Raw genomic sequence first — 2244 nt, 5'->3', positions numbered from 1 at the left:
ATAAGAGACAGGCCCCGAAGCGGTGCCGGAAGCGGTGACAGCCCCGGAGCACCCCGCCGACCCCGATGATCCGGATGATCCGGATGATCCGGACGCCCCGGAGGCCACCGACGCCCGGGGCCGCGGGGACGATCGCGCGGACCCGGGGCACGAGAGCGCCGGGAGGGACGACGGGCCGCACGGCCGTCGTCCGGCCCGGGGAGGACACCGGGACGCGCCGGCCGCCGAGCCGCCGAGCGACGCCCCGGGGACGACCGTCGCGGCCCGGGCCGCACAGAGGGAGGGGACGCCCCGATGACCGTCACGCACCACCGTCTGCTCGTCCACAACGGGACCTTCGCCCTGCTGGGCCCCTCGGGGGATGTCACCGGCGCGCGCGGGCCGCTGCCGGACGGCCTGTTCACCCGCGACGCCCGGCACCTCAGCCGCTGGCAGCTCACCGTGGACGGCACCACCCCCACCGTCCTGGTGCCGACCACCCACGGCTCCGGCGGGACCGCCTCCTGCGTGCTCGCCCCGCCCGGCAGTCGGGGGGAACCGCCCGCGCACACCGTCTTCCGCGAGCAGACGGTGACCGCCGGGACGCTGGTGGAGCGGATCCGGGTGGTGGGCAACCGGGCGACGAGGGACCGGATGCTGATCGCGCTCACCGTGGACGCCGACTTCGCCGACCAGTTCGAACTGCGGTCCGACCACCGCTGGTACGCGAAGCCGCACGCCGTGCGCACCCGGGAGACCCTGCCGGACGGGGTGGCCTTCGGCTACCGGCGCCGCGAGTGGCACTCGCGCACGGTCGTCTCCGCGGAGCCCGCCCCCGACGCGGTGGAGGACACCGGCAGCGGAGCCCGCCGACTGGTGTGGCGGGTGGAGTTGGAGCCCCGCGGCGAGGTGGAACTGGTCCTGCGGGTGGCCGCCCACCCGCACGGCGCCCCCGGCCCGGCCGAGGGTGCCGACGACCTCACCGGCACCGGGACGCTGCCCTCCGCGGGCCCCGGTCGGGAAACCCTGGACCGTGCCTGCGCCCGGGGGCTCGCCGACCTGGCCGCGCTGCGGATCCCCGCCGAGGGCCCCGACGGCACCGTTCACCGGGTGCCGGCGGCAGGGGTGCCGTGGTTCCTCACCCTGCTGGGCCGGCACGCCCTGTTCGCCTCGCTCCTCGCGCTCCCCCACCGCCCGCAGCCGGCGGCGGCGACCCTGGCCGCCCTGGCCGGCACCCAGGCGACGGAGGAGGACCCGGCGCGGCTCGCGCAACCGGGGAAGATCGTGCACGAGGTGCGCCACGGCGAACTGGCCCACTTCGGGGAGGTGCCCTACGCGCGCTACCACGGCGCCGTGGACAGCACCCCGCTGTTCCTGGTCCTGCTCGACGAGCACGCCCGGGTCACCGGGGATCCCACGACGGCCCGCGCCCTGGAGGGCAACGCCCGCGCGGCGGTGGAGTGGATGTTCCGCCACGGCGGGCTCGACGAGCACGGCTACCTGGTTCCCCACCCGGACCGGGGCGGGCCGACCGATCAGACGTGGAAGGACTCCCCCGACGCGATCTGTTTCGCCGACGGCACCCCGGCGAAGGGTCCGATCACCGCCGCCTCCGCGCAGGGGTACGCCCTGGACGCGCTGCTGCGCACCGCCCGACTGGCCCGCGGGGTGTGGGGCGACCCGGCGTGGGCGGAGCGGCTGGAGTCGGCGGCGCGGGAACTGCGCGAGCGTTTCCTCGCGGACTTCTGGATGCCGGAGCACGACTTCCCGGCCCTCGCCCTGGACGGCGCGGGCCGGCGGGTGGACGCCCTCGCCTCGGACGCCGGTCACCTGCTGTGGTCGGGGATGTTCGACGCGGAGCGCGCGGTCCGGGTGGGGCGACGCCTGATGGAGCCGGACTTCTTCTCCGGCTGGGGGGTGCGCACCCTGGCGGCCGGCCAGGACGCCTACCACCCGCTCGCCCCCCACCGGGGCGGGGTCTGGCCGCACGACAACGCGGTGCTGGCGCTCGGGCTGGCCCGGTACGGACTGCGCGAGGAACTCGACCGGCTCGCCTCGGGGCTGATGGCGCTGGCCGGGCGGCACGACCACCGGCTGCCGGAGGTGGTGACCGGGTACGGCCCCGGGGAGCATCCCGAGCCGGTGCCGTACCCCGACGCGTGTTCGCCCGGGGCCTGGGCCGCGGCGGCCCCCCTGGCACTGCTGACGGCCCACCGGGTGGTCGACGGGGAGGGCACCGGGCGAACACCTGTCTCTTATACACAG

General features: G+C 76.7%; 2 protein-coding genes. One reads left to right on the top strand and one right to left on the bottom strand.

What is annotated here, in order from left to right; all coding sequences use genetic code 11:
- Positions 1-181, bottom strand: a 181-nt coding sequence (locus FOE67_RS29665; RefSeq protein ID WP_228474200.1) for a hypothetical protein, incomplete at its 3' end; no start/stop codon positions are given.
- Positions 182-294: 113 nt separating this feature from the next.
- Here FOE67_RS29665 and FOE67_RS23260 point away from each other — a divergent pair.
- Positions 295-2244: amylo-alpha-1,6-glucosidase (locus FOE67_RS23260; protein WP_182666802.1), on the top strand; the 1950-nt coding region annotated here is incomplete at its 3' end.

The sequence above is a fragment of the Streptomyces calidiresistens genome (assembly GCF_014141525.1).
GTDB lineage: Bacteria > Actinomycetota > Actinomycetes > Streptomycetales > Streptomycetaceae > Streptomyces > Streptomyces calidiresistens.
The sequence above is the reverse complement of the archived record's forward strand: the minus strand, read 5'-3'. Positions and strand labels throughout refer to the sequence as shown.